Genomic DNA, 18769 nt, shown 5'->3' with positions numbered 1-18769 from the left:
CAGATCTGGCGGGTTCAGCGGCACAGATCCAGCGGCGCGGGCCCGGGTCAGCCCGGGCGGCGGTCGCCCGGCCGGCTCCCCGCCGCCGTGCTCGCCTCGACGAACTCCTCCCGGGGGTCGTGCAACTGGCCGAGCGCGACCACCTCCCGGCGGAGCACGAAGGCGAGGGTCCAGTCCACGATCACCCGCACCTTGCGGTTGAACGACGGGATCCGGCTCATGTGGTAGGTCCGGTGCATGAACCAGGCCGGCAGCCCCTTGAGCTTGATCCCGTAGACCTGTGCGACGCCCTTGTGCAGGCCGAGGCTGGCCACGCTGCCGGCGTGCTTGTGCTTGTAGTCCACCGGCAGCCGCCCCCGGATCACCGCCCGGATGTTGTCGGCCATCCGGACCGCCTGCCGGACCGCGTGCTGCGCGCTGGGCGAGCAGTACGCCCCGGGCGGGCCGGTCAGGTCCGGCACCGCCGCGCAGTCGCCGGCGCTCCACGCCCCCTCGACGAGCCGGTCGCCGTCGACCACCTGGAGGGTCGGCAGGCAGGTGATCCGCCCCCGCTCGTCCCGGGGCAGGTCGGTGTTGGCCAGCATCGGCGACGGCTTCACCCCGGCCGTCCAGACGATCGTGTCGGCCCGGAAGCTGTCCCCGTCGGAGAGCCGGACGAGGCCGTCCACACAGGACTCCAGTCGGGTCTCCAGCCGGATGTCCATCTTCCGCTTCAGCAACTGGGCGACCGTGTAGGCGCCCATGTCCCGGTCGACCTCGGGCAGCACCCGCAGGGTCGCCTCCACCAGCACCCAGCGCATGTCGTCGGGCTTCAGCTCCGGGTAGTACTTCAGGGCGTCCCGGGCCATGTCCTCCATCTCGGCCAGCGCCTCGATGCCGGCGTAGCCGCCGCCGACGAAGACGAAGGTGAGCGCGCAGCGCCGGGTGTCCGGGTCGGTGGTGGCGGCGGCCACGTCCAACCGGTCCAGCACGTGGTTGCGCAGGTAGATCGCCTCACCGATGGTCTTGAACCCGATGCCCTGCTCGGCCAGCCCGGGGATCGGCAGGGTCCGGGAGACGGATCCGGGCGCCACCACGATGTGGTCATACTGGATCTCCCGGGCCGGGCCGATGATCGGCTGCACGACGGCGGTCTTCCGGTCGTGCTCGACCCGGGTGACCGTGCCGGCCACGATGGTGCAGCGGCGCAGCTCGCGGCGGAGCGGCACCACGGAGTGCCGGGGCGAGATGTTCCCGGCCGCCGCCTCGGGCAGGAACGGCTGGTACGTCATGTGCGGCTGCGGGTCGACGACGACGACCTCCGCCTCCCACGACCGGAGCTTCTTCGACAGGCGCAGGGCCGCGTACAGCCCGACGTGACCGGCACCCACCACAAGGATCCGCTGCGGATTCACGCCTCCATCCTTCCCCCACCCGGCTCCGGATGCCGGCCAGATGCCCCCTTCTGTGACTGAGGACGCCCGGTGACCCGCGTTACGTGGTTTGCGCTGATCTTGCCGCCACCACGCCCGGCCGGCCGGGCGACCGCTACCGGCGCCGGAACAGCCAGCCGAGCAGGGCGGCGGCGCCGACCGCCAGGACGAGCCCGCCGAGCAGCGCGGCGACGAAGTCCCGGTCGCCCCACCGGCCGTCGAGCGCGAGCAGCGGCACCGCGAGCACCGCCGAAGCCAGCGCGACCCCGAGCGCCCGGCCCACCCACCGGGCCAGCACCTCGGGCGCGACCACCACGTCGTACGAGAGCAGGGCGGCGAGCGCCGCCAGGCTGTGGGTCAGGTAGAGGAAGGTGGCCAGGGCGAGCAGCCGCCACAGCTCCACCCGCTGGTCGTACCAGCCGGTGGCCACCACCCAGGCGGCCACCGCCGCCAGCAGCACGAGGGTGGGCCAGTTCCGCCGGGGCGCGATCGCGGGCGCCAGCGCCGCGACCACCAGCAGGCCGAGGAGGCGCAGGTCGGCCGGCCCGGACGGGTACGCCAGCAGCAGCGCGAGCAGCGCACATCCGAAGACGCCGGCCCGGACCAGCAGCGGCACCAGGGTGATTCGGCCGATCGCGACGTAGAGTTCCCTGATCCGGCTCACCATCGCGGTCCTCCGTTCGACCTGCCGGCCCTCATCGCAGCGCCGGGCGGGGTGCGGAGGCGAGCCGGGCGACGTCCCGGAGCACCAGGTCGAGGCTGCCGGCCCCGGCCCAGGTCACCACCGGCACCCCGTGCTCGCGAAGCTGGCCGATGGTGGTCTCCCGGTCCAGCCGCCAGAGCCGGTGCGCCACCTCGGTCCACTGCCCCCGGCTCGGTGACGCCGCCGACCCGGGCAGGGTGTCCACCGCCACCACGAACCGGCCGGAGCGGGCCAGCCGGGCGAGCATCGCCGCCGACCTGGCGTCCACCAGTGGGGTGAGCACCACCACGAGCGCGTTGGAGGAGAGCAGCTGCGGGCCGAAGACCTGGTCGTACGGTTCGTGCGGGGACTGCTCGACCCGGACGTCGAGCAGCCACTCCAGCAGGGTCAGGTACTGCCGGCGCCCGGTGGCCGGCCGGAGCCGGCGGGCCGACGGGCCGTACTCGAGCAGCGAGACCCGGTCGCCCCGGTGCAGGTAGTGCTCGGCGATCGCGGCGGCGGCCCGGACACAGGTGTCCAGCACCGAGGCACTGCCCCGGATCCCGCCCGACCGGCCCGCCTCGGCGAGCACGTCGAGCAGGAGCACCACCTCGGCGTCCCGGTCGGAGAGCATCGCCGCGACGTGCAGTTGCCGGGCCCGCAGCGAGACCCGCCAGTCGATCCGGCGCAGCCGGTCGCCGGGACCGAAGATGCGTACCCCGGCCAGCTCGCCGCCCTCGCCCGGTCGCCGCGACCGGTGCCCGCCGACCAGGCCGGCGGCCCGGGGCATCGCCTCGTCCGCGTCGAACGGCTCGGTGACCGGATAGACCGGCACCAACCGGGCCTCGCTGAGCACCGTCTGGCTGGCCACCAGCCCGTCGCAGGCGATCGCCCGAACCGCCGCCGGCCCGATCGAGTGCCGTCCCCAGCGCAGCGTCTCGCCGCGCAGCTCCAGGTCGGCGATGGTGCCGGCCGGTACCGTGAAGCCGTACGGGCGGTCGGTGGCGTCCCGGCGGCGCGCCCCGGCCCGGTCGGCGTCTCCGGGGGCCGGCTGTGCGTCCTCCGGCGGGTTCTCCGCCGAGCCGGCGCCGCCGGGCGCGAAGTGGACCTCGTCGATCCGCAGCCAGGACGAGACCACGGTCCGGACCAGCACCAGGTCGTAGCCGACCTCGTTTCGGTTGCCCACGCTGATCCCGCCGAGCAGGGCACCGCCCTCGACCAGGTTGGTGTCGTCGGCGCCGATGCCGATCTCCGGTGGCTGGGTCGGGCGGCGCCGCAGCGCGTACGCGGTGCCGAGCGCGAAGGGGGCGGCCAGCACGACGAGGTCGACCCGGCCGAGCAGTGCGCCGGCCACCAGGAGGAGGCCGGTGAGCAGCACCGCCCGGCCGAGCGCCCGGGTGGAGACCCAGTCCGGCGGCGGGGTGTCCCAGGGGTGCGGCTCGGCCGGTGCGGCGGTGCGTTGCCCGGGTACGGCGGGACGCAGGGTCGGCCCGGAACTCACGGCGAGTGTGCCCCGGCCGGTCGGGCGGCGTAACTGGGCAGCGCGCCGCTGGCCGGGGCGGGCGTGCTCTCCAGCACCTCGTTGACCACGAAGGAGGGGTCGACCCGGCGCAGCCACATCTCCGGGCGGAGCGTGATCCGGTGCGCCAGCACCGGCACCGCCACCGCCTTGACGTCCTCGGGGATCACGTAGTCCCGGCCGGCGAACGCGGCGATCGCCCGGGCCAGCAGCAGCAGCGCCAGCGAGCCACGCGGCGAGGCGCCGACCAGCACCGAGGCGTGCTCCCGGGTGGCGGCGGTGAGCGCGACGATGTAGCGACCGATCGAGTCCTCCACCACCACGTTTTCCAGGGCCGCCTGCATGGCCCGCAGCGTCGAGGCGTTCACCACCGGTTTCAGCTCCGCCTCCTCCTGGCGGCGGGCCATCCGGCGGCGCAGCACGTCCCACTCCTCCTCGTGGCCCGGATAGCCGAACGAGACCCGGAGCAGGAACCGGTCGAGCTGCGCCTCCGGCAGCGGGTAGGTGCCCTCGTACTCGATCGGGTTGGCGGTGGCGATCACGTGGAACGGCGGGTCGAGCCGGTAGGTGACCCCCTCCACCGACACCTGCTTCTCCTGCATCGCCTCCAGCAGCGCCGCCTGGGTCTTCGGCGGCGTACGGTTGATCTCGTCGGCGAGCAACAGGTTGGTGAAGACCGGCCCGGCCCGGAAGCTGAAGTCGGCGGTGCGCTGGTCGTAGAGGAACGAACCGGTGACGTCGGCCGGGAGCAGGTCGGGGGTGAACTGCAACCGCCGGAAGTCGAGCCCGAGCGCCTGGGCGAAGGAGCGCGCGGTCAGCGTCTTGCCGAGCCCCGGCAGGTCCTCCAGCAGCACGTGCCCGCCGGCCAGCACTCCGGCCAGCACGAGCTCCAGCGGCGCCCGCTTGCCCACCACCACGGTGCCGACCTGGTCCAGCACGGCCTGCGCCAGCCGGCCCACGTCGAACGTGCTGACCTGCTCCGCGTCTGTCATAGCTTCTCCAATTGGGCGACGATCGCCGCGAGGTCGCGCGGCGCCGGAGTGCGCTTGGGCGGCTTGTCGAGGAAGCTCCAGAGGGCGTCGCCGAGCAGGGCGCGGGCCCGGCCCGGGTCGCTGGCCCGGGTGACCCCGTGCCGCTGCCGCAACAGCTCGTCGACGAGTTCGGCGAGCACCGGCAGCACCGACCGGGCGAACCGCTCCGGCTCCCCCTGCGACCAGGTCAGCTTCGCCTCCCACCGGTGGACCGAGCTGCCCAGGGCGTCCCCGACGTTCCAGTTGTAGGTGCCGTCCTCCTCGCCCCGGCGCAGCGGCCGGATCGTCGCCGGTGGCGGCGGTACGAGGCTCCGGCCGAGCCGGCGCAGCAGGAGCAGGGCGAGGAAGCCGGCGAAGACGGCGGCCGGCGACACGCCGACCCCGGCCATCCGCAGCCCGAGGACGACGGCCGTGGTGAGCCCGGCGGCGGCAAACCCGAGCCGCAGCCAGCTCGCCACCCCGGCACGCCGGCGGGCGGGCGCGGGCTGCTGTTCCTCCTCCTCGTCCTGGAGGAGGTCGTAGATGCTCGCACTGGACCCGCTCATGCCGGTGCGTCCCCGGCCGGCACCCGGCCGCCCGCGGGCGAGGTGAGGTCGGTACGCAGCCGGCGCAGCGCCGCCCTGGCCTGGTGACGCATCCGCTCGTCGACGGTGTGCGTGGCGTACCGGGCCTCGCGGTAGACGTCGGCGAACGCGGCCAGCACGTCGGCGCTGACCGGCCGTCCGGCGCCGAGCAGCCGGGTGACGAGGTCGGTCGGGGTGTCACCGGGGCGACGTTCGACACCGGCGGCCGCGGCGGCCTGCTCCAGGCGTACCCAGCAGGCGATCACCGCCCTGCGCGGGTCGCCGTCGGTGTCGTCGAGGTCGACCAGGCCGGCGTCGAGCGCGGCGACCACCTCCTCCGCGGTCTGCTCGGCCGAGCGCAGTTGCCGGGCAGCGGTGCGGGAGAGGTTCCGGCGACGGCGCAGCAGGTCACGGAGGAGGGCCCAGAGCAGCGCGCCGAGCACCGCCGCCACCACGACGCCGCAGAGCACCGCACCGACCGTCGGCAGCCAGCCGGGCAGGTAGGCGCCGGGCTGACCGGGCACCACCGGGGTCGGGCTGGGCTCCGTCACCGCGGCGGTCCGGTCCGGCTGCTCGATGGTCGGCACGATGTCGGCCGGCGGCGCGACCCGGGTCACCCCGAGCGACGAGTGCGCGGCGGCCAGCGCGGCCAGCGCCAGCAACCCGGCGACGGCGGCCAGCGGCCAGAGCGTGCGCAGCAGAGCGGCGGTGCTACCGGACCGGGGGGCGGGGGGTGCCGAACGGGCACGACCGGAGTGCCCGTCGGTCATCGCGCCGCCCTCCTGAGCCGCCTAGCGGAAATCGCCCAGCCCGGCCAGGCGCCGGGTCCGGGCGAACACCTCGTCCAGCATTGTCGGTGTGAGCCGCCCGGTAAAGGTGTTCTGCTGGCTGACGTGATAGCAGCCGAGCACCTGCGGGACGGCGTCGTCTCCGGACCAGTGTGCCCCATGGCCGAAGGCGGGTCGCGGGGTGGGCGGTCGCACCCCGTACACCTGGTGGAGCACCGGCCACCACGCCGCCCAGGCGAACGCGCCGAGCGCGACCACGACGCGCAGGGTCGGCCTGATCAGCTCGATCTCCCGGTGTAGCCAGGGTGCGCAGGTGTCCCGCTCCGCCGGGGTCGGCCTGTTGTCCGGCGGTGCGCACCGAACCGCGGCGGCGATCCGGGTGTGCCGCAGGGCGAGCCCGTCGTCGGCGGCGACGCTGGTCGGCTGGTTGGCCAGGCCGGCCCGGTGCAGCGCGGCGAAGAGGACGTCGCCGGAGCGGTCGCCGGTGAAGATCCGCCCGGTCCGGTTGCCGCCGTGCGCGGCCGGGGCCAGCCCGAGGATCGCGATCCGGGCGTCGGCGACACCGAAGCCGGGGACGGGGTGCCCCCAGTATTCCTGGTCACGAAAGGCGGCCCGGCGGACCACCGCGACCTCCTCCCGCCAGGCGACCAGCCGGGGGCAGGCAAAACAGTCGGCGACCGCGCCGTCGAGCCCGGCCAGGTCGCCCACCCGCGCCGCGCGGGCGAGCACCTCCCCGGCGGTACGCGACCGCCGGTCCGGACCGGCGCCGGGCGACTGGCGCTCCTGCCGCCGGCCGGACGGCTGGCGCTCTGGCCCGGTGGGGCGGTGCTGCTCAGCCAAGCTTGCTCCGGAAGAGCTCCAGCGTGCGGGCCCAGGCGCTCGCGGCGGCCGGCTGGTCGTAGACCTCGGGCCGGTCGTCGTTGAAGAACGCGTGCCGGGTGCCCGGGTAGTCGTGGGCGACGCAGTCGCCGCCGGCCGCCTCGATAGCCTGCCGGGCCGCCTTGACGCCGTCGGCGGCCGAGGTGCCGTCCTCCTCCGAGCAGTGGATCACCGCGGCCTTGCCGGCGTAGTTCGACCACTCGGGACGCATCCGCTCCCACGGCAGTACGGGATAGAAGCCCGCGGTGGCGACGATCCGCTCGGAGAGCGTGGCCGACCAGAGCGCCAGGCTGCCGCCCGCGCAGAAGCCGACGCAGCCCACCTTGTCGCCGGTAACCTCGGGGCGCTCCACCAGGTAGTCGGCGGCACCGGCGATGTCCCGGGCGGCCTGGTCCATCGCCAGGCCCATGATCAGCTTGCCCGCGTGGTCCGGCTCGGTGGTGGAGATCCCGTGGTAGAGGTCGGGTGCGAGCGCCACGAAACCCGCCTCGGCGAAGCGGTCGGCGACCGATGTGATGTGCGGCACCAGCCCCCACCACTCCTGGATGACGATGACCGCCGGCCCGCTGCCGCCGGCCGCCGGCACCGCCAGGTAGCCCTCGCTGGTCCCCCCGTTGCTCCGGTAACTCACCATCTCGCCCATCGGTGGCCCTCCTGTCGGTCAGTCATCGTTGGCTGGTCGCACAGTTTCACCGCACCGAAATCCGATGGCCGGATCTTGCGTGCCGGGTGTTCGGGTAGCGTGCCACGCCCGAGCGGGGTACGGAAGCCAGGAGCGACGTGGCGTACACCTCCTGTTGCCGAGGTGTACGCCACGTCGTCGCCTGTCCGCCGGGCGGCGGTTGCGGTTCAGCCGGTCGGAGCGGGAGTGGGCGTCGGCCCGCCGCCCGGGGTGGCCTGACCGCCGCTCGGGGTGGCGGTCGGCGCCGCGGTCTCCGGGGTGGCCACCGACTCGGCCGGCTCGGGGGCCGGCGGGGCCGAGGGCGAGTGGATCCGGAACGGCGCGTTCTGCGGGCAGTACGGGTAGGGCTGCCGCACCGGGTCGACGTAGTCCGGGCCGGGCTGGATCCGCTGCCACGCCTCGTCACACCACGGGCTGCCCAGCCGGATCGGCTCGCCGTTCTGGTCGAAGAGGCGTACGCCCTCCAGCAGCCGCCCCTCGCTGTCGTAGACGTAGACGTCCTGCACGCCGGAGTATTGATCGGTGTAGACCTGCTCGTACGGGATCGGAGCGCCGCCACCGCCGGCCCGGCTGTCGAGCAGGGCGAAGCCGGCCAGGCCGAAGAGGACCAGCAGCGCCCCGCTCAGGTGCAGCACCGCCCTGGGACGCCGGCCCAGCCGGTCGGTGCGGCGACCGAGCCAGACCGACCCGGTGACGGTGGCGGCGAGCAGCAGCAGCGCGGCCAGGGTGCTGCCGCCGAGCCGGGGCAGCAGCCCGAACGAGCCTCCGGTCAGCACCGCGGTGACCAGCATCGCGACGAGGTAGCCGCGAAGGATCCACCAGGCGGGGCGGAGCAGTCGGAGAAAGTCGCTGAGCCGGGCGTAGCCGAGGACCGGCCCGAGCCGGCTGTCGGCGGCACGCAGCCGGGCCCGTCCCCTGCGCACCGCCGCGTTGATCCGCTGGTCGAGGTTGACGGCGCCGGCCGGCGGGCGGACCCCGGCGGCGGTGCGCAGCTCCGTCGCGTACGCCTGGGGCGGGCCGAGCCGCTCGTGCAGCGGGCCCTCGCCCTCGGCTGCCACCTCGGCCAGGTGCTCGGGCAGGTCTTCGAGCAACTCGTCGCGGACCGAGGGCGGCAGGTCGGCCAGCGCCTCGCGGACCTGCCCGACGTACCGGGCGATCTCCTGCTCGGTCACGGTCATCAGGCTGCCATCCCCTTGTCGTCGAGCAGCGTGTCCATGGTGGTGGCGAACGAGCGCCAGACCTTACCGGATCGGACGAGCTGGTCGCGCCCGGCCGGGTTGAGCGCGTAGTACTTGCGGTGCGGGCCCGACTCGCTCGGCACCACGTAGGTGGTGAGCAGACCGGCCTGGAAGAGCCGGCGCAGCGTGCCGTAGACCGAGGCGTCACCGATCTCGTCGAGGCCGGCGGCGCGGAGCCGGCGCATGATGTCGTAGCCGTAGCCGTCCTCGTCCCTCAGCACGGCCAGGACGGCGAGGTCCAGCACGCCTTTGAGCAACTGGGTCGTGTCCACGCCGGAATACTACTGTTCAATACGTAGTACCGTCAACGCGCCACTACTGTGGGGCGGTCGATGTGCGGAGCGGGGCGGCGGCCGGCGCGACGGTCCGGTGACGTTCCGGCCGGCGGTCCGGGCCGCGTTCCGGACGCCAGGTGGCGACGAGGGCCGCAGCGAGCAGCAGTTGGGCGAGGTCGCCGCCGTAGTACATCAGCTCCGCCCCGGTGCGGACCTCGGCGGCGGGAGCGGCGATCCGGACCCAGTAGCCGCCGTACATCAGCTGCGAGACGACGGCGTGCAGCGCGATGGCGCAGCCGAGATAGACCAGCCGGGTGCGCACGTCGGGCCGGGCCGGTGCGGGATCGGGACCGGCGATGGCGTGGACGAAGAGGCATCCGGCGAGCAGGAAGTGCAGGTGCAGCAGCCAGTGCCCGACCGGCCGGGCCGTGATCGTGTCGAAGAGCGGGGTGAAGTAGAGCAGCGCAAGGCTGCCGGTGGAGAGGATCCAGGCGGGTGCCGGATGGGTCAGCAGCCGGGCGGGGGCACTGTGCAGCACCGCCGCCAGCCGCCTGCCGTGCCGGGCGGGCAGCGTACGCAGCAGCAGGGTGACGGGGGCGCCGAGCACCAGGGCGAGCGGGGCGTACATCCCGACGAGCAGGTGCCCGAGCATGTGACCCCGGAAGTCGGTGTGCCCGAAGGTGGCGAGCGGCGGCAGCAGCCCGACCGCCAGCAGGAGCAGCCCGGTGAGGAAACCGGCGGTACGCCACCGGCTCCAGCCCCGCGCCGGGTTGCGCCGCCGGGCCCGACCGACCAGGTGCAGGTAGCCGGCGGCACAGACCAGCAGGGCGAGCGCGGGCAGCAGAACGGCGGCGGGCGGCAGGGCCGGGAGGAGGCCGCCGCCCGTACCGTGTCCCGGCATCGGGTGGTCGTGGTCCATCAGCCCTCCGGTCGGGGTCCCCCGGGCATCCCGGTGGCCGCGTGCCGGCCGGCGGGCGGCTCGGGGTCGAAGGAGCGCCCGCCGCGCTGGAGCAGCCAGCCACCGGCGACCAGCAGCGCGCCCAGGACCAGGAAGGCGATGTCCCACCAGAGCTGGTGGTCGCCGCCGTAGACGTGGTGGATGCCGAGGATGTGGTGGTCGAGGATGCCCTCGACGAGGTTGAAGAGGCCCCAGCCGACCAGGATCCAGCCCCAGAGCACCCTGGACGTCCAGACCCGGCGACGGTGGTGGGTGACCCGGGAGTAGAGGACGGCCAGGCCGATCAGGACGGCGAGCCAGCACACCGCGTGGAAGATGCCGTCCCACACCGTGTTCATCTCCAGCCCGGGGACGGTCTCCGGGTTGTAGTACCTGACCCCGATGTTGTCGCTGTCGGTGCCGGTGAGCATGTGGTGCCACTGCAGGATCTGGTGCAGCAGGATGCCGTCGACGAACCCACCCAGGCCCACCCCCAGCACGATTCCGGGTAGCTGGAGGCTGGCCGGCCTGACGTCTGTTCGCGCATCGCCCGCGCTGGTGGCCATCGGTGCCTTCTCCGTTCCGTCCGTGCCGCGCTGCGGCTTCGCACCGCATCGCGGCTTTTCGCGGCAGGGCCTACCCGGACAGGGCGGGGATAATCACGCAGACGGCGAGGCCCTTCCGCCGGTCGGCGGAAGGGCCCCGTGATCGCTGCGCTATCGCAGGTCGTCGTGGTCAGTGCATGGCCACCGGGATCGGCGTCTCCCCCGGCTCCGGGGTCGCCGGCTCGATCCGCCTACGCGGCAGCAGCAGCGCGGGGATCACACAGAGGACGATCAGGACCAGCGCGATCACGTACGTCTGGCCGAAGGCGTCGGCCAGCGACGACTGCCCCTGGGCGAGTACCTCCGGCGGCACCTGCTCCGCAGGCACCTGGCCCTGGGTCACCGCCGTGTACGCCGTGGCGGCCGGGTTGGCCAGCACCTGGTTGGTGAGGACCACCGACATCACGGCGGTACCGATCGAGCCTGCGGTCTGCTGGACGATGTTCATCGTCGTGGAGCCCCGGGCCACCTGCTGGTGGGTCAGGCTGGCCATCGCGGCGGACATGATCGGCATCATCGTCATGCCCATCCCGAGGCCCATCACGAAGAGGCCGCCGAGGAGCAGCAGGTAGGAGGTGTCGGCGGTGATCTGGGTGAAGGTGCTGAGCCCGAGGGCCAGGACGACGATCCCGGCCAGCACCATCCGGCCCGGCCCGGTCCGGTCGGTGAGCCGGCCGGCGATCGGCATGGTCAGCATCGCGCCGATGCCCTGCGGGGCCAGCAGCAGACCGGTGTCGAGGGTGCCCTCGCCGCGCACCTGGAGGAAGTAGCTGGGCAGCAGCAGCATCGCGCCCATGAACGCCACGGTGAAGAGGGTCATCGTGACGACCGCGGTGGTGAGGTTGCGGTTCCTGAACAGCCCGAGGTCGATCAGCGGGTGGTCCTTGCGCAGGGCGTGCAGCACGAACGCGATGATCAGGACCAGACCGGCGATCGCCGGGACCAGCACCTTGGCGGCGGCCACGGTGCCGGCCTCCGGGATGGAGGAGGCGCCGTAGAGGAAGAGCGCGAGCCCCGGCGAGAGCAGCAGCATGCCGACGAAGTCGAACGACTCGGAGGGGTGCGGCTGGTCCTTCGGCAGCACCCGCAGGGCCAGCAGGAAGGCGACGAGACCGACCGGCATGTTGATCAGGAAGATCCAGTGCCAGGACGCCGCCTCGATCAGCCAGCCGCCCAGGATCGGCCCGCCGATCGGGCCGAGCAGCATCGGTACGCCGAGCACGGCCATCACCCGGCCGACCCGGTGCGGGCCGGCGGCGCGGGTCATGATCGTCATGCCGAGCGGCATCAGCATGCCGCCGCCGAGACCCTGGAGGGCCCGGAAGACGATCAGCGGGCCGATGTCCCAGGCCACGCTGCACAGTGCCGAGCCGGCGAGGAACAGCACCAGGGAGAGCAGGTAGAGGCGCTTGGTGCCGAACCGGTCGGCGGCCCAGCCGGTGACCGGGATCACGGTCGCCAGCGCCAGCGTGTAGGCGGTCATCGTCCAGGCGACGGTGGCGTAGCTGGCGTCGAACTCGCGCTGGAAGGTGGGCAGGGCGACGCTGACCACGGTGACGTCGAGGATCGACATGATGGCGCCGAGCACCACCACACCGGCGACTCTCAGGACGGCGGGATCGAGCTTGTCGCTCCCGGCATCAGGTGGGACGGCCCCGGACATGCGGCTCGCTCCTTCTCCCCGTAGATAAAGTTAGGCCGACCCTAACAGTTCGACTCATGCGAAGTATTTGGGGTGGGCATGGTGCCTGGTAGCCTCCGCAGACCGCGCAGGCGCCCGGCGGGCGTGGTGAGCGACGGCGAGGCGCCGTCCCCCTGGGTCAGGAGGCAGCGATGGGCGACCGAGAGAATCTCATCGCGCAGATCATGGACACGCAACGTGAGATGCAGCACCACTTCGCCAACGACCCGGCGAACCCGCTCTTCACCCTCCACCTGACGCTGCCGCAGCTCAAGGCGCTGCTCCTGCTCTCCGCGCACGGCAGCATCGCCGGTCAGGAACTCAGCGCCGCGATGGGCGTCAGCCTGGCCACCATGACCGGCATGGTCGACCGGCTGGTCGCACAGGGCCTGGTCACCCGCCGCGAGGACCCACACGACCGCCGGGTACGCCGGATCGAGCTGAGCGGGCCCGGACGGGACCTGGTCGACCGGTTCGTGACGGCGGGCACGGAGAAGATGCGCCGGATCCTCGACCGGCTGTCCGAGGACGACCTGCGTACGCTCGCGCACTGCGGCGCGCTGCTGGTCGGTGCCATGGCCGACGACCGCGACCCGCCGACCGGCGGCTGTCTCCCCTTCGCGGTCAGCTGACGCTCGCCCCGAAGGCACACCCGAGTAGATCTCGACGACCTGTTGTCGCTCCAGGCGCAAGACGTCGTCAAGATCTGACGGGCACCGCCAGCTGGATCCCGGCGGACAGCCAGGCCCTGGGACGTCTCGGAACGGCTGACCGGGGGGACCTACCCCGATCCGCCAGGGCCTCCCGGCTGAACCGCCGGGCGGTGCCGGCTGATCGCCTCCTCCAGCAGGTTGACGACGACGATCACGACGGACAGTACGGCGAGCGCGATCATGGCGGGAATGTGGAGCGCGAGTGGCCACACGGCCAGGCAGGCGACTGCCGCACCGATCCGGCGCCAGGCAATCTGCCGGTGGATGCGCCAGTGCGTGTAGACGAAGGTGCCGACGAAGAGGGCGCAGCCCGCGCAGAGCAGCCATGCCTCCCCCTTGGGCAGGGGCTTCACCGGCGCCGAGACCACCTCGGCCAGGCCACCCGCGGTCAGGATGATCGCGAAGCCGAACGAGAGGTGTCCGTGGACCAGGACGGACCGGCGGATGTCCACCGCGTCGGGGCGCTCCAGCGCCTCCCGGAAGGCTCGCCCGCCATAGATGAAATACACCCACCACAGCCCGCAGACCAGGGTGAACCCGATGCCCACCGTGGTCATCCGGACGGCGGTGAGCGTAAGGGCGCTGGCTACCATGCCGACCTGGATGATGGACTCGCCGAGCACGAGGATGATCAGCAGTCCGTACCGATGCGCGTAATGCGCCGGTCGGACCGGTGCCCTGGCCAGGGCACGGCGGGCGATCCACGGTCCGGACATGTCGATCAACGCGGCGATCCCCCAGAGCACGGGCCGGGCGGTGCCACCGACGAAACCACCCGCCAGTTGCAGCGGGCCGGTGACCAGGCCCACCCCGTACGGCCCCGAGAAGACCGCGCGAGTGGCCCGGCGGTTGCGCAGCGCCAGTACGGCCAGCAGTACCCGGATCGCCAGATACACGACGACCAGTGACAGCGCACGGTCGCCGTACGCGTCGGAGATCATCAGTGCCAGCAGCAGGTTACCCAGGGCGAGGGTGAACAGGCCCAACCGGTCGACGGCGTTGTTGATGTCGCGCTGGTCGGTGTGATAGGTGGTGGCGACCCAGCTCCAGTAGATCAGGGCGAACAGGATCAACGCGCGGGCGACGCCACCCCAACTGTGATCACCGTGCAGCACCTGCGAGAGCTGGATGAGCGCGAACACCAGGGCCAGGTCGAAGAAAAGTTCTTCCCAGGTCACCCCGGGTTCCGCTGGCGGCCGCACCGGCACACGGTAGCGGGGATGCGAGCCGTCATTTGCCGTTTGACGCAATCGCCCGTGGCCGTGGCCGTGGCCGTGGCCGTGGCCGTGGCTGTGGCCGTGGCTGTGGCCGTGGCCGTCGGGCTCGATGCCTATCCGGAGGTCTGGGCGAGGCTCCAGGCGATGCCGTCGAGGATGTCGTGCTCGCTGGCGATCACCGACGTCATCCCGGCCCGCTCCATGATGATCCGGAGGATCAGCGCACCCGCACCGATCACGTCGGCCCGGCCGGGGTGCATCACCGGGATGGTCAGCCGCTCGGCCACCGACCGGGCCAGCAGGTCGGCGGTCACCTTGGCCACCTCCGCGTACGACAGCCGGGCGTGGTGGATCCGGTCGGCGCGGTACTCCGGCAGGCCCAGCGCGATCCCGGCGACCGTGGTGACCGAGCCGGCCACCCCGATCAGCGTCGCGGCCTCCCGCCCCGGCACCGCCGAGAGCGCCCGGTCCACCACGGCGATGATCTCCACCTCGGCCGCCGCCACCTGCTCCGGCGTCGGCGGATCGCCGTGCAGGTGCCGTTCGCTCATGCGGACGCAGCCGACGTCCACGGACACCGCCGCGTCGACGTCCGCCGCCGACACCGCCGCACCGCCACCGGTTGGCCGGCCACCGACCACGAACTCGGTCGACCCGCCGCCGATGTCCACCACCAGGTACGGCTCGGCGACGTCGGCACCGAGCCCGCGTACGGCGCCGGTGAAGGAGAGCCGCGCCTCCTCGTCACCGGTCACCACCTCCGGCTCGACGCCGAGCGTGTCCACCACCATGGACCGGAACTCGCCCGCGTTCTGCGCGTCCCGCGATGCCGAGGTGGCGCACATGCGTACCCGGGCGACACCCAGCGACTCGATCCTGGTCGCGTACCCGATCAGCGCCTGCCGGGTCCGCTCCAGTGCCTCCGGCGCCAGCCAACCGGTCCGGTCGAGATCCTGCCCGAGGCGGACGATCTCCATCCGGCGGACCACGTCGACCAGCCCGGCGTCCGGGCCGGCGGATTGATCAGGCAGGTCGGCCACGAGCAGCCGGATCGAGTTCGTCCCGCAGTCGATCGCGGCCACCCGGTCGCGCCCCGTTCGCGTCGTCACGCCCACCAGCCTACCGATCGGCCCGAAGGCGGGCCGGGGCGCGCGCCTCGGCTGCCCGGGGTGTTAGGAGGGGGCCCTTCTTCTACAGAAAACGATAAGCGGGGGCCCTTCCTTACAGGCGTAGCAGCATGCGGACGTTGCCGAGGGTGTTGGGCTTGACCCGTTCCAGGCCGAGGAATTCGGCGACGCCCTCGTCGTACGAGCGGAGCAGTTGCTCGAAGACCGCCGGTGGCACCGGTGCGCCGTCGATCTCGACAAAGCCGAAGGTGGCGAAGAAGCGGGTCTCGAAGGTGAGCACGAAGACCCGGGCCACACCCAGTTCCCGGGCGGTGGTCAGCAGCTCCGCCACGATCCGCTGGCCGATCTTGCGGCCGCGGTGCGCCGGATGCACCGCCACGGTGCGGATCTCGGCCAGGTCCTCCCACATCACGTGCAGGGCGCCGCAGCCGACCACCGTGCCGGGGGACGGATCGACCGCGACCCAGAACTCCTGGATGTCCTCGTAGAGCGTGACGGTGGCCTTGCTGAGCAGCAGCCGCTCGGAGCTGTACATGTCGATCAGCTCCCGGATGCCCCGTACGTCGGCGGTCCTCGCCCGCCGGATGATCAGCTCCGCCGGCACCGGCTCGGCGGGCCCCGTCATCCGGTCGGCTCCGCCGAGCGCGCCGACCCGACCGACTGCACGCAGGGGCCGTCGGCCCACCACGGCTCCAGCAGCTCCAGCACCTCGTCGCCGAACGGGTTGACGCCCGGACCGGCGGCCAGTGCGTGCCCGAGGTGCACGTGCAGGCACTTCACCCGCCCCGGCATGCCACCGGCCGAGATCCCCTCGATCTCCGGCACCCGACCGATCGCCTCCCGCCGGGCCAGATAGTCGCGGTGCGCCGCCAGGTAACGATCGGCCAGCTCGGGGTCGTCGGCCAGCCGCTGCGCCATCTGGCGCATCAGCCCGGCCGACTCCAGCCGGCTGCATCCGGCCACCGCCCGGGGACAGGTCAGGTAGAAGAGCGTCGGGAACGGCGTACCGTCGGCGAGCCGTGGGGTGGTCTCCACCACGTCGGGGCGACCGCAGGGGCAGCGGTGTGCGACGGCCCGGGTGCCCCGCGGGGTCCGACCGAGCTGGGCGGCGACCGCCGCCAGGTCGGCGTCGGTGGCCGGCTCCGGCACCGGTGCGCCGGCCGCCGCCGAATCCGCGTCCCGCCGACCCGCACCGGGTACGCCGACCGCCTCCGGTCGACTCACCGGCCGGCCCGATCCCGCTCGTTGGCAGCCTGCACGCTGGACCAGAGGGTGTCGTACCAGGGCTCCGGGGCCCGTTCGGCGGCCGTCGGGTCGATCCCGGCGTCCCGGGCGGCGCCCTCGTGGTCGGTGAGCACCACCAGCGGCGTCTCGCCGGGAACCACCATGTAGAAGCGCTCCCTGGCCTGGATCTTCACGTATTCCGGGTCGTCCCAGAGTGCGGCCTTCTCGGTCAGGTCACCGATGTGTTCCCGCTGCGCCTGCTGGGCGGCCTCGATCCGGGCGATGTCGGACTGCTGGTTGAGATAGATCCGGACCGGATAGGTGTAGGCGAGGGCGAGCGCGACGAGCACCCCGGCCAGGACGGTCGCCCGACCTGTGTAGCGCCGGGGATGCTGGGCGTAGGTCCGCTTCACCGTCCGGGCGGCGACGGTCCGGCGCGCCGCCGCGGGCCGGCTGCCCGAGCGCGTCCCGTCGGCGCCCCGGGCGGAGCCGCTGCCGCGGGCGGCACCCGCGCCCCGGGAGGCGCCGGCCGATCGGGTCGACCCGGTCGGCCGGCCCTGGCCCTGCCGTGGCTCCGTCCGGGACGCGGCGTCCCGGGAGGTGGTCCGGGCCGTCCGGGGCGTACCGGCTCGGCCGCCAGCGCGGTCCGGCCGGCTGGCCGGCCCCTGCCCGCTCGGCGTACGGCGTTGCGTCATCGCCGTCGCACTCCTCCCCCGAAGGCTCGACCGTCAGGTGTATCTGATCGTGAGTTGGACTCGACCGTCAGCTGGAACGGTAGCGCGGGAAGGCGCTGGTGCCGGCGTACCGCGCCGCGTCGGCCAGTTCCTCCTCGATCCGCAGCAGCTGGTTGTACTTCGCCACCCGGTCGGAGCGGGCCGGTGCGCCGGTCTTGATCTGGCCGCAGCCGGTGGCGACCGCCAGGTCGGCGATGGTGGTGTCCTCGGTCTCGCCGGAGCGGTGGCTCATCATGCACCTGAAGCCGGCCCGGTGGGCCATGTCGACCGCCTCGAAGGTCTCGGTGAGCGAACCGATCTGGTTCACCTTGACCAGTACGGCGTTGGCGGTCCGCTCCGCGATCCCCCGGGCGATCCGCTGCGGGTTGGTGACGAAGAGGTCGTCACCGACGATCTGGATCCGGTCGCCGACCGAGGCGGTCAGGCCGGCCCAGCCGGACCAGTCGTCCTCGGAGAGCGGGTCCTCGATGGAGACGATCGGGTAGTCGTCGGCGAGCTTGTGGTAGTAGGCGGTCATCTCGTCCGCCGTCTTGGTGCCGCCCTCGAAGGTGTAGACCCCGTCGGAGAAGAACTCGGTGGCGGCGACGTCGAGCGCGAAGACGATGTCGGCGCCGAGCCGGTAGCCGGCCTTCTCGACCGCCTCGGCGATCAGGTCGAGCGCGGTGGAGTTGGTCGGCAGGTCGGGTGCGAAGCCGCCCTCGTCGCCGAGGCCGGTGGCCAGGCCCTTCTTCTTCAGCACCGACTTGAGCGCGTGGTAGACCTCGGCGCCGGAACGCAGCGCCTCCCGGAACGAGGGCGCGCCGATCGGGGCGATCATGAACTCCTGCACGTCGACGTTGGAGTCGGCGTGCGCGCCACCGTTGAGGATGTTCATCATCGGCACCGGCAGCAGGTGCGCGTGCGGCCCGCCCAGGTAGCGGAAGAGGCTCAGTTCGGCGCTGCTCGCCGCCGCCTTGGCCACCGCGAGGGAGACCCCGAGGATGGCGTTGGCGCCCAGCTCGGACTTGTCGTCGGTGCCGTCGATGTCGAGCATCTTCTGGTCGATCAGCCGCTGCTCGCTCGCCTCGTAGCCGACGAGTTGGTCGACGATGCGGTCCTCGATGTTGGCGACCGCCTTCTCCACACCCTTGCCGTTGTAGCGCTGCTTGTCCCCGTCGCGCAGCTCGATCGCCTCGAATGCTCCGGTGGACGCGCCGGACGGCACGGCGGCGCGGGCGACCGTACCGTCGTCGAGGCCGACCTCGACCTCGACGGTCGGGTTGCCGCGCGAGTCGAGAATCTCCCGGGCGACGATTCCCTCGATGGTGGCCACTGTCCTGCTCCTCAGAATCGAAGTCTATCCATCGACAGCCGATGGCGGTCGTCCCCGTCGCGACGGTGCGGCGCAGGCTCCGCAGGGCAGCCTATCGGGCCGCCCCGGCGCTCCGGGCGCTGCCTCCGGGGCCCGGTGACGGTCCACGCT

At 72.9% G+C, this 18769-nt stretch carries 20 protein-coding genes; 1 reads left to right on the top strand and 19 read right to left on the bottom strand.

The window, feature by feature from the left end; translation table 11 throughout:
• Positions 1 to 47: 47 nt before the first annotated feature.
• The 13 genes from ACN28C_RS10425 to ACN28C_RS10365 all read right to left on the bottom strand — a co-directional run bounded on the left by ACN28C_RS10425 (position 48) and on the right by ACN28C_RS10365 (position 12274).
• Positions 48 to 1394 (bottom strand): NAD(P)/FAD-dependent oxidoreductase, encoded by a 1347-nt coding sequence (locus tag ACN28C_RS10425; RefSeq protein WP_422773293.1) that lies wholly within the window; start codon positions 1392 to 1394, stop codon positions 48 to 50.
• A 133-nt stretch (positions 1395 to 1527) separates the two neighbouring features.
• Positions 1528 to 2079 (bottom strand): hypothetical protein, encoded by a 552-nt coding sequence (locus tag ACN28C_RS10420; protein WP_422773292.1) that lies wholly within the window; start codon positions 2077 to 2079, stop codon positions 1528 to 1530.
• Positions 2080 to 2107: 28 nt separating this feature from the next.
• Positions 2108 to 3595 carry a DUF58 domain-containing protein gene (locus ACN28C_RS10415; RefSeq protein ID WP_422773291.1) on the bottom strand — a complete coding sequence of 496 codons (1488 nt, stop codon included), beginning with the start codon at positions 3593 to 3595 and terminating at the stop codon, positions 2108 to 2110.
• Positions 3592 to 4605, bottom strand: a complete 1014-nt coding sequence (locus tag ACN28C_RS10410; RefSeq protein WP_422773290.1) for an AAA family ATPase — start codon at positions 4603 to 4605, stop codon at positions 3592 to 3594. The genes ACN28C_RS10415 and ACN28C_RS10410 overlap by 4 nt, the downstream gene beginning before the upstream one ends.
• A complete protein-coding gene (locus ACN28C_RS10405) occupies positions 4602 to 5189 on the bottom strand; it encodes a hypothetical protein (RefSeq protein ID WP_422773289.1) in 588 nt (195 codons plus the stop codon). Before ACN28C_RS10405 ends, ACN28C_RS10410 begins: the two co-directional genes overlap by 4 nt.
• Positions 5186 to 5977, bottom strand: a complete 792-nt coding sequence (locus ACN28C_RS10400; RefSeq protein ID WP_422773288.1) for a DUF4129 domain-containing protein — start codon at positions 5975 to 5977, stop codon at positions 5186 to 5188. The genes ACN28C_RS10405 and ACN28C_RS10400 overlap by 4 nt, the downstream gene beginning before the upstream one ends.
• Before the next feature lie 21 nt (positions 5978 to 5998).
• A complete protein-coding gene (locus ACN28C_RS10395) occupies positions 5999 to 6724 on the bottom strand; it encodes a uracil-DNA glycosylase (protein WP_422774610.1) in 726 nt (241 codons plus the stop codon).
• 103 nt (positions 6725 to 6827) lie between these two features.
• Positions 6828 to 7517 carry a dienelactone hydrolase family protein gene (locus ACN28C_RS10390; RefSeq protein WP_422773287.1) on the bottom strand — a complete coding sequence of 230 codons (690 nt, stop codon included), beginning with the start codon at positions 7515 to 7517 and terminating at the stop codon, positions 6828 to 6830.
• A 206-nt stretch (positions 7518 to 7723) separates the two neighbouring features.
• The gene (locus tag ACN28C_RS10385) at positions 7724 to 8734 is read right to left on the bottom strand and encodes an HAAS signaling domain-containing protein (protein ID WP_422773286.1); all 1011 of its coding nucleotides are present in this window, start codon (positions 8732 to 8734) and stop codon (positions 7724 to 7726) included.
• Positions 8734 to 9066, bottom strand: a complete 333-nt coding sequence (locus tag ACN28C_RS10380) for a PadR family transcriptional regulator (RefSeq protein ID WP_421495146.1) — start codon at positions 9064 to 9066, stop codon at positions 8734 to 8736. Before ACN28C_RS10380 ends, ACN28C_RS10385 begins: the two co-directional genes overlap by 1 nt.
• A 43-nt stretch (positions 9067 to 9109) precedes the next feature.
• Positions 9110 to 9988: a cytochrome c oxidase assembly protein gene (locus tag ACN28C_RS10375; RefSeq protein WP_422773285.1), complete on the bottom strand. Its 879-nt coding sequence runs from the start codon at positions 9986 to 9988 to the stop codon at positions 9110 to 9112.
• Positions 9988 to 10572, bottom strand: coding sequence for a DUF2243 domain-containing protein (locus ACN28C_RS10370; protein ID WP_422773284.1), 585 nt, complete (start codon positions 10570 to 10572; stop codon positions 9988 to 9990). Before ACN28C_RS10370 ends, ACN28C_RS10375 begins: the two co-directional genes overlap by 1 nt.
• 169 nt (positions 10573 to 10741) lie before the next feature.
• Complete coding sequence (locus ACN28C_RS10365) at positions 10742 to 12274, bottom strand: DHA2 family efflux MFS transporter permease subunit (RefSeq protein ID WP_422773283.1); 1533 nt, start codon at positions 12272 to 12274, stop codon at positions 10742 to 10744.
• A 170-nt stretch (positions 12275 to 12444) separates the two neighbouring features.
• On the opposite strand from ACN28C_RS10365, the gene ACN28C_RS10360 reads away from it, so the two are divergent.
• A complete protein-coding gene (locus tag ACN28C_RS10360; protein WP_422773282.1) occupies positions 12445 to 12924 on the top strand; it encodes a MarR family winged helix-turn-helix transcriptional regulator in 480 nt (159 codons plus the stop codon).
• 149 nt (positions 12925 to 13073) lie between these two features.
• Here ACN28C_RS10360 and ACN28C_RS10355 read toward each other — a convergent pair whose 3' ends face one another.
• From ACN28C_RS10355 to eno, 6 genes are all read right to left on the bottom strand, one after another.
• Positions 13074 to 14207, bottom strand: coding sequence for a low temperature requirement protein A (locus ACN28C_RS10355; protein ID WP_422773281.1), 1134 nt, complete (start codon positions 14205 to 14207; stop codon positions 13074 to 13076).
• Between the two features lie 128 nt (positions 14208 to 14335).
• Positions 14336 to 15304 carry an exopolyphosphatase gene (locus ACN28C_RS10350; protein ID WP_422774609.1) on the bottom strand — a complete coding sequence of 323 codons (969 nt, stop codon included), beginning with the start codon at positions 15302 to 15304 and terminating at the stop codon, positions 14336 to 14338.
• A gap of 139 nt (positions 15305 to 15443) precedes the next feature.
• Entirely contained in the window at positions 15444 to 15974 is a 531-nt protein-coding gene (locus ACN28C_RS10345) for an amino-acid N-acetyltransferase (protein WP_422773280.1), read from the bottom strand.
• Positions 15971 to 16498, bottom strand: a complete 528-nt coding sequence (locus tag ACN28C_RS10340; RefSeq protein ID WP_422774608.1) for a DUF501 domain-containing protein — start codon at positions 16496 to 16498, stop codon at positions 15971 to 15973. The genes ACN28C_RS10345 and ACN28C_RS10340 overlap by 4 nt, the downstream gene beginning before the upstream one ends.
• A gap of 71 nt (positions 16499 to 16569) precedes the next feature.
• Positions 16570 to 17268 carry an FtsB family cell division protein gene (locus ACN28C_RS10335; RefSeq protein WP_422773279.1) on the bottom strand — a complete coding sequence of 233 codons (699 nt, stop codon included), beginning with the start codon at positions 17266 to 17268 and terminating at the stop codon, positions 16570 to 16572.
• A 67-nt stretch (positions 17269 to 17335) separates the two neighbouring features.
• On the bottom strand, positions 17336 to 18619 hold the full coding sequence (gene eno / locus ACN28C_RS10330) for a phosphopyruvate hydratase (protein WP_422773278.1): 1284 nt from the start codon (positions 18617 to 18619) through the stop codon (positions 17336 to 17338).
• Between the last annotated feature and the right edge of the window lie 150 nt (positions 18620 to 18769).

It is taken from the genome of Plantactinospora sp. WMMC1484 (assembly GCF_049315195.1).
In the GTDB taxonomy this organism is placed as follows: domain Bacteria; phylum Actinomycetota; class Actinomycetes; order Mycobacteriales; family Micromonosporaceae; genus Plantactinospora.
Note: the sequence above shows the minus strand (reverse complement) of the source record. Positions and strands in the feature narration are given on the sequence as shown.